Here is a 7461-nt window from a genome sequence, read left to right as displayed (position 1 = left end):
TATCGTCGAATGCTGTAACTAAAATTAAGAAAACAATAAAGAAGTATCGTCGAATGCTGTAACTAAAATTAAGAAAACAATAAAGAAGAGTATAAGATTAGATGTAACTAAAATTAAGAAAACAATAAAGAAGAGTATAAGATTAGATGATAATGTGGAGATTAAATTAAATGATACTGTAGATGATATTAATAATTTGATTGAGAAAGGTTACGATAAGGAAAAGAAAAAAAGTATTATAAAATATATTATAATGATGAAGATTAGGAGGAGCAAATATAATGGCTGGTGGTGAAAAAGCGAAAAGCTCTGGTGAATACGGAGAACAAATTGTAAAAAATATTCTTGATATGATGGGATGGAATAATGCAAATAGTGGGGTGACGGTACCATGCGTACATAAAGAAAAACATAAAAGGGAAAATTCTAAAGAGTCTCAAAAGCATGGAATTGATTATGTCTATACATATAAATCTCAATTAAGAGATGCCACTAAGCAAGATGTTTTGGTAAGCGTTAAATGTAGAGATGGATATCCAGTAACAGATAGCGGAATAAAAAGTAAATTTAAAGAATTTGTATTAGATTTGGCATATGCGATGGAGTGCTATCCAGCATGCGAATTAGCAAAGAAAAAGATACCTAATACAGATAAGAAGGTTATATCGGGATTAATATTCTGGATTGACAGAAGTCGTGAAGATGGGAGAGAAAATGAAAGTGTTATAGACAAAATAGGAAATTTTTATATGAATCAAGAATGTGTGTATGAAACAATAGCATTGGTAGACAACAAAAGAGCACAATTCTTATATCAGTTGTTATCTTATGCTCATTCAAAATATGGTAAAGAAAACGTTGAGTTTTTTTATATTGACACGGGGTTGAATAATTCTAGCCTACAACGCGTATATAGAGGAAAAGAAATGCCATATGAGTATATTAACTCAAATGTTATTCCGTTAGCAATTAGCAATGGTGACGAAAAAAGATTGTTTATTGGTGTTGCTGAAGCTTTTTGTAAAGAGTATTTAGAACGCTTAATAGGATTAGCACAGGAACTAACTAGTACATGGACTGCAAAGGTTACAATAGCATTTCCAGATTATAACTCGTTTGAACATAAGGAAGTTGTTTTAATGGCAAAAAGTTCTTTTGAAAATGCTGATTTTGTAAAAAATATTGAGGTTATAACGTATAAACCAGATTTCAGAGATGAGGTGATTTAATAATGGAGGAAATAAATATAAAAACATTGCTTCCGGTTGGTGAAAAATTAAAACCTTTGTTAAGCAAATCATGTATAAGTGAGTCTGATTTAAAAGGGATTTTAGCAGAACGTGGAGTATTCATGGGCGACAATTCTAAACAAATGTCAATACCGCTTCTTACACTTTCAATTATAAGTCCTAAAGAGTTTGAAAAATTACAAGAGTTTCAAAAGACGAAAGAAGATAGTGTGAAATTTCGCACCTCAAAAATTGAATCATCGACAAATGAGAATTTAAATGATATAGTGCCACTTTCTTTGATTGAACCTCAAAAAATAATAGATGATTCAAGTAATTATACTGTTAATACGGATATGCAATTTACAATGAATTCTGAAAATAATCTTGTTCTTGAATACGAAATTTTACGAGAGGATATCACGAAAGATTGGGCAAATTGTGAGAGTAAATTTTCAGGAAGAGTTGAAATTGTAAAAGATGAAAAAACCAAAGAAATTACATTTAGAAATGAATTCACATCATCTGAAACAGAAGTAATTAATCGAAAAGTTGTTAAGGATGTAGTGAAACTTTTGAAGGACAAAGGTGCAGTAGCAACTTCTGATTATGCAACGGAGTTATCTGCTAAAGAATTCAATAATAATCAGCGATTTATGTTTATGTTGTCAATAGCTAATAACAGTCCAAATGGATTTTTAGAATTTGAAGCAGTGAAAAATATAGAAATAGGGCCAGATAGGGAATCAAAACAACCACTGCCTGATTCAGCAAAATGGATGAATGGGAGCGTAAAAAATATTATAATTAACAGTGAAAAAGGGGAAACATTAGAGAACGTAGAATACATTTCTGATCCATCATATCATGATGTACTAATACTTAGGCAGGTTCAAGCACAGTATAGATTCGAATTTGGAGAAATGAATGGGAGGTGCATTATTGAATATGGCTTTCCACATTATTTTAGAAAAAATGTAAAAGGTGATTCATTTGAATCGCGTTTGGCAAATATTTATTTTGGAAAAGCAAGCAAAAGTCAAAATGTAAAAAATGCAACTAGATTAATATTGGAAGAATTTGAAAAATTATATCAAATGCAATATCATTCGTGTTTGAAAAAATAAAATGGGTATAATTGCATTAAAGATTTACTGGTGAAGTGACAAGTTATTCTACTGACAACAAAATGACAATATAATCACCTAAAAATCCACGCAACAGGTACAATCTGGACAAAACTCCTGGATTTTCACCACCAAAATCAATACATTACACCACACAACAACTTTACAAAGAAGAGTTTGAATAACGGACAGAAATGCCGAAAGCCTGTATTTATGCGGGTTTCCGGCATTTATTTTATCGAATGGCTCTGGTTTGGCTCTATTTGTGAGAGCAATAATGGCAAGAAAATAGTAAACGGTAGAATACGAGCACCTTGACAAATAGCAGACCGCTTTTGCGGTCTGTTTATTTTCCGCTGGCTTTTTGCGGCTTTCTAATGTTTTCGGGCAACATATCTGACCATGGCAGAAGTTCTGCAAGAAAATCTGTGTTTTTGTCATCTACATGTTTGGGAATCTCCGTAAGCAGATATTCGAAATAATCGAAAGGTTTCAGGTTATTCGCCTTTGCAGTTTCTGCGATACTGTAGATGATCGCTGAACTATTGGCTCCATTGACCGTATCGATCATCTCCCAGTTTTTCTTCCCTATACAGAATCCACGGATCGCACGTTCGCTGGCATTGTTGTCTATTGGAACATCCCCATCTTCCAGAAAAACTTTCAGGTAGCTTTCCTGGTTCAGTGCATATGTAAATGCTTCCCGTATTTTACCGTTCTTTGGAATCTTAGGTTCATTCTGTTTCAGGTACGCAAAGAAAGCATCCACCAGTGGTTTTACCACAAGCTGACGCTGCATGAGCCTGTCTTCCGTAGAAAAATCAGACAGTTTTCCCTCTTCCCGGTAAATGGCCTGTATCTGTTTCATGATCAGATGCAGGATTGATTCCTTTCGGTGTGCTTTGGGTATCACTTCCAGTGCATCGTTAAACCTGCGCCTGCAGTGAACCCAGCAGCCTGCAATCTTCAGATTTTCACGCTCCTTTTCCAATGTATGATATACCTGGTACCCATCCGTAACACAGATCCCGGTGTAATCCCTCAGGAATTCCCGGGGATGGGATGCATTACGCGTTTTCTGGTATTCATAAAGGATGATCTGACGATCCCGGTACATAAAGCCGGACCGGTACACCCACATGTAACTCTGGCTGCCGGCAGGACGCCCGTCCTTATTTACAAGTACAGGAGTCTCATCTGCCTGTATCACATGATAATCATACAGAAGCTTATGCAGATAATCATACATGGTTCCCAGATATTCTTCCCCAAGACGGATCATCCAGTTCGCCATGTTCTGTCTGGTAATGGCAAGCCCGTACCTTTCGAATTCTTTTTCAAGACGGTAGAGAGGTACCGCATTTACATACTTACCATTTATGACTGCCGCAGCAAGGGACGGGGATACAAGGCTTCCATGAAGCAGATTTCTGGGATGGGGTGCCTTTATCATGTGTTCATCCAGTTTACTGGAATAAACGCCGATATGATGTTCCTCTATCACGACATTGGCCGGAATGAACTGATAACATCGGGAAATGGCATCCGGAAGCTGTTTCCATCCGTTTTCACCAAACTCAGCCGTCAGTTCTTCCTCTTTCAGATAGTGATCAATACGTTTTACTGTCAGCCCTGCTATATCAGCCGCTTTTTTCCCTGGCTGTTTTTTCTTTTTGGGTGCTTTCAATTCCAGGTCATCAGGTTCCGGTGCATCCAGGTCGCAGACTGCCTCTGCTTCATTAAAGAATACGATAGTCCCGTCCACTTCCATGAAACGTATCTGTTCAGAATCCGCCATTTTTTCGCTGGATCTGCCAAAACGGTTCTTCTGAAAAAGGACCATCTGTTCCATCATCAGCTGCATCCTGTCATTTAAGGCCTGCGTTTGCCTGGACAATTCTTCCATCTGTCCCTGCATCCCAAGAAAAAGCTCTATCAGCAGATCCTTATCAAACTTATTCAGTTGTTCTTTTGTGTACTTGATCGTCATAACCGGAACTCCTGTCTTTATACTGATTCCGATTATAACAGAATTTTTGTATTTCCGCCAATCCTTCAGATATGGGCTTTCGTCATAATGACGGTGGATAATACATCTGGAAAGCCGTTGTTTTACAGCTTTTCAGATGTATTATCCACAACAGTTTTTCTATTCACACGATAACAAATGTAATGAGAAAAGACTGTTTGTGGATAACCTTTTTCATCCGGTTGATACACATCATTTTTACAGTTTTGGTACTTTTTTATTTTCGGCATTTTGCACAGGCTACATAATGCGGGGTGTCTCTTTCAGCTCAGAGATCAGATGGCGTGCAACGATCTCCAGTCCCTGCATCAGCATACGGTACTGGTCGTCTGTGATCGCCATTGCCTCATCTGCTGAACGGGGCCACCGGAATGCACCATTATCGAGTCTCTTGTACATAAGGAGAAAACCATCGCCTTCCCAGAGCAGTGCTTTGATCCGGTCACATCTTCTTCCACAGAAAAGAAACAGTGTATTTTTGTCGTAAGGATCAAGCTTAAACTGAAAGCGTACGATCGTTGCCAGTCCATCGATCCCACGACGGAGATCCGTAAATCCCATCGCCAGATACACCTTTTTAAATCCGGAAGCATCTGCATCATTCAGCATGGGTAAAAGCCTTTATGAGATGGCAGAGCATTTCCGGTGAAGTACCGGAAAATATCTCAACTGACAGTCCCCTGGTATTTTTAATACGGATCATTGGCAGAGTTCCTGCCGAAATGCATGTACCGGATTCTTTTGAAGTATCTGTTTTCTTTGGATCTGGTGCAGGTGCGGGCAGTTCCACAAAAGCAGTGGTTTCTGTGTCCTGCATCTGATCCAGGTATATCTGCCTGACACGCCGGAGACGGTAATAATAGTTGGCTTTTGTAAGATTATTTTGGGTACACCAGGTTTCAACATCCATCCCTTTGGGACGGTTCTGACAATTCCGGATCTGTTCTGCCCATTGTCTGATCCTCACCTGCTGAGCTACAAGGCTGGTTTGCGTAGCCATAATATTCCTCCTCTGAATCATAGTCAGTTAAAAAAGTTAAGTACTAAACTTTTTTGACTATGTTATTTTGTTGAGTATGATTATGGCATAACTTGAAGTGAATAAAAAGGTACTCGTATTCTACCGTTTACGAAGTTTGCAGTTATTATTGCCAGACATAATGGTAAATGGGTATTTTGCAAGCACAAGGAAAGAAATACATGGGAGGCACCGGGGGGACATAGAGAAGATGGTGAGGATATTCTTGAAACAGCCAAACGAGAACTATATGAAGAAACAGGAGCAATAACTTTTGATATTACTCCAATTTGTATATATTCTGTGACTGCACCAGATAATTTCGATGGAATGGAGACTTTTGGAAAATTATTCTTCTCAGATATACATACATTTGAAAAAGAGCTTCACAGTGAAATTGAAAAAATAGCAATTATGGATGAACTACCGATTAATTGGACTTACCCAGAAATTCAACCCAAACTGCTAGAAGAAGCAAGAAAAAGAGGATTTTGCCCCAAAAAGGACGAAATAAAATGGCTATTTTTTGATGTTGGGTCGACATTGGTTGATGAAAGCAAAGTTTATGAAGACAGGATGAAAAGGATAGCGGATTTATCAGGTTTAACTTACGAGCAAATTTATAAATATGCCATGTCGTTTTATAAAGAAAACAAAAAAGGAGATTTAGAGGTAGCAAGGCAATTGGGGGTGAAATTACCTAAATGGGAATCGCAATACGAGAGGCTGTATACAGACACTAAAGATTGTTTGAAAAAGTTAAGTAGAATTTATAAAATTGGTGTAATTGCAAACCAATCATTAGGAACTTCTGAGAGATTAGAAAATCTTGGAGTACGAAAATATATTGATTTGATTATCGCATCAGCAGAAGAAGGCGTTTCAAAACCTGATAGGCGCATATTTGAAATTGCATTGGAAAGAAGCTGTTGTAAGCCAGAGAATGCAGTCATGATTGGTGACCGTATTGATAATGATATTGTACCCGCAAAACAGTTGGGTATGAAAACTATATGGGTAAAACAGGGATTAGGAAGTTTGTGGAATATAACAGATGAGAGTGAAAAAGCTGATATGGAAATTAATAACTTATCTGATGTATTAAAATATTTATAGGGGATAGGTCTATAAAATAAGATTCAAATTACAATTGTTCTTGCAGAACATATGATATATGTTAGGGTGAAGTATCGCACAATATCTAATAAATATGACAGATTGGAAATCTCTTATAATCAAGAATTGTCAGTGAAAGAGCGGATTCGTAATCGACTTGATGATGTGCTGAGTGAGAATGAACAACTTCGTAGTGTAGAAATGGATTATCAGAGAACAAAAGCGGTACTTGGTTCAGATGTGGTGCAGTCGGCAGTGAGGACAGCGAGACAGAGGGAACAGGCGATTGAGGAACAGAGATATGCTGTAAGAAGAAAACATGATAGAGGCGCAAGGTAATTTGATACAAAAGTATGGGTGGTCGTTCTAAGAGTAGGAACGACTGCCTTTTTGTATAGATAAGAATTGCCAGAATAAGAGCAGAGGGATATAATTGAAACAATTAAACTGGAATTTCTGGAGGAACTTGAAATATGAAGGCAAGAAAATTAAAAGATGATATTACAATAGGCGTATTCTCTTCATCATCACCAATTTCTGCAACTGTCCCTGTTCGTTATGAACGAGGAGTCAAATATTTAGAATCTAAAGGTTATAAAATAATAAATGGGCAGTTATACCGAAAAAAGGATAACTACCGTTCTGGAACAATTCAGGAAAGAGCACAGGAGTTTAATCAACTCTTATACAATGAGGATGTTCAGATTCTAATGGCATCCATTGGCGGAAACAATACAAACTCCAGACAGACAGTATGCCATATAAATAAAAATCATTGATTTTAAGGCATTTTCAGGAACTATCAACCACTAAAATCTATATGAAAACAGATTAAAAATGCAATAAAAATGCAATCGAAGTACATTCAGATTTTATAAGATAGACCAGCAAACCTCAATATCATCCCAAAATAGACGTTCAACAATGGGCGTCTATTTTTTG

General features: G+C 37.2%; 8 protein-coding genes and 1 pseudogene. 6 read left to right on the top strand and 3 right to left on the bottom strand.

From position 1 onward, the window contains the following. Positions 1-281: 281 nt before the first annotated feature. Both gapS4a and gapS4b read left to right on the top strand, forming a co-directional pair. Positions 282-1229 carry a GapS4a family protein gene (gapS4a, locus tag DW965_RS17975; RefSeq protein WP_117761174.1) on the top strand — a complete coding sequence of 316 codons (948 nt, stop codon included), beginning with the start codon at positions 282-284 and terminating at the stop codon, positions 1227-1229. Between the two features lie 2 nt (positions 1230-1231). Then, the gene (gene gapS4b / locus DW965_RS17970) at positions 1232-2356 is read left to right on the top strand and encodes a GapS4b family protein (RefSeq protein ID WP_117761176.1); all 1125 of its coding nucleotides are present in this window, start codon (positions 1232-1234) and stop codon (positions 2354-2356) included. Positions 2357-2702: 346 nt separating this feature from the next. On the opposite strand, the gene tnpC is transcribed toward gapS4b, so the two are convergent. From tnpC to DW965_RS17955, 3 genes are all read right to left on the bottom strand, one after another. Further along, the gene (gene tnpC, locus DW965_RS17965) at positions 2703-4346 is read right to left on the bottom strand and encodes an IS66 family transposase (RefSeq protein ID WP_117761178.1); all 1644 of its coding nucleotides are present in this window, start codon (positions 4344-4346) and stop codon (positions 2703-2705) included. A gap of 279 nt (positions 4347-4625) precedes the next feature. Next, the gene (gene tnpB, locus DW965_RS17960; protein ID WP_117761180.1) at positions 4626-4994 is read right to left on the bottom strand and encodes an IS66 family insertion sequence element accessory protein TnpB; all 369 of its coding nucleotides are present in this window, start codon (positions 4992-4994) and stop codon (positions 4626-4628) included. Beyond that, positions 4984-5385, bottom strand: coding sequence for a hypothetical protein (locus tag DW965_RS17955; RefSeq protein WP_117761182.1), 402 nt, complete (start codon positions 5383-5385; stop codon positions 4984-4986). The genes tnpB and DW965_RS17955 overlap by 11 nt, the downstream gene beginning before the upstream one ends. A 117-nt stretch (positions 5386-5502) precedes the next feature. Between DW965_RS17955 and DW965_RS22350 the strand changes: the two are divergent. The 4 genes and pseudogenes from DW965_RS22350 to DW965_RS17940 all read left to right on the top strand — a co-directional run. After that, positions 5503-5682, top strand: a pseudogene (locus DW965_RS22350) (NUDIX domain-containing protein); the annotation flags it as partial. A 51-nt stretch (positions 5683-5733) separates the two neighbouring features. Beyond that, positions 5734-6519 (top strand): HAD-IA family hydrolase, encoded by a 786-nt coding sequence (locus DW965_RS17950; RefSeq protein ID WP_243004558.1) that lies wholly within the window; start codon positions 5734-5736, stop codon positions 6517-6519. 132 nt (positions 6520-6651) lie between these two features. Then, complete coding sequence (locus tag DW965_RS17945) at positions 6652-6858, top strand: hypothetical protein (protein ID WP_147398813.1); 207 nt, start codon at positions 6652-6654, stop codon at positions 6856-6858. Positions 6859-6992: 134 nt separating this feature from the next. Further along, on the top strand, positions 6993-7298 hold the full coding sequence (locus tag DW965_RS17940; RefSeq protein ID WP_119198650.1) for an LD-carboxypeptidase: 306 nt from the start codon (positions 6993-6995) through the stop codon (positions 7296-7298). The last annotated feature ends 163 nt before the right edge of the window (positions 7299-7461 follow it).

The organism is Blautia sp. AM47-4 (genome assembly GCF_003479865.1).
Taxonomy (GTDB): domain Bacteria; phylum Bacillota; class Clostridia; order Lachnospirales; family Lachnospiraceae; genus Fusicatenibacter; species Fusicatenibacter saccharivorans.
Note: the sequence above shows the minus strand (reverse complement) of the source record. Positions and strands in the feature narration are given on the sequence as shown.

What these genes read in the sequence shown, in the direction of transcription:
- gapS4a (WP_117761174.1), top strand. Translation starts at nt 282, where the DNA reads ATGGCTGGTGGTGAAAAAGCGAAAAGCTCTGGTGAATACGGAGAACAA.
- gapS4b (WP_117761176.1), top strand. Translation starts at nt 1,232, where the DNA reads ATGGAGGAAATAAATATAAAAACATTGCTTCCGGTTGGTGAAAAATTA.
- tnpC (WP_117761178.1), bottom strand. Translation starts at nt 4,346, where the DNA reads ATGACGATCAAGTACACAAAAGAACAACTGAATAAGTTTGATAAGGAT.
- tnpB (WP_117761180.1), bottom strand. Translation starts at nt 4,994, where the DNA reads ATGCTGAATGATGCAGATGCTTCCGGATTTAAAAAGGTGTATCTGGCG.
- DW965_RS17955 (WP_117761182.1), bottom strand. Translation starts at nt 5,385, where the DNA reads ATGGCTACGCAAACCAGCCTTGTAGCTCAGCAGGTGAGGATCAGACAA.
- DW965_RS17950 (WP_243004558.1), top strand. Translation starts at nt 5,734, where the DNA reads ATGGAGACTTTTGGAAAATTATTCTTCTCAGATATACATACATTTGAA.
- DW965_RS17940 (WP_119198650.1), top strand. Translation starts at nt 6,993, where the DNA reads ATGAAGGCAAGAAAATTAAAAGATGATATTACAATAGGCGTATTCTCT.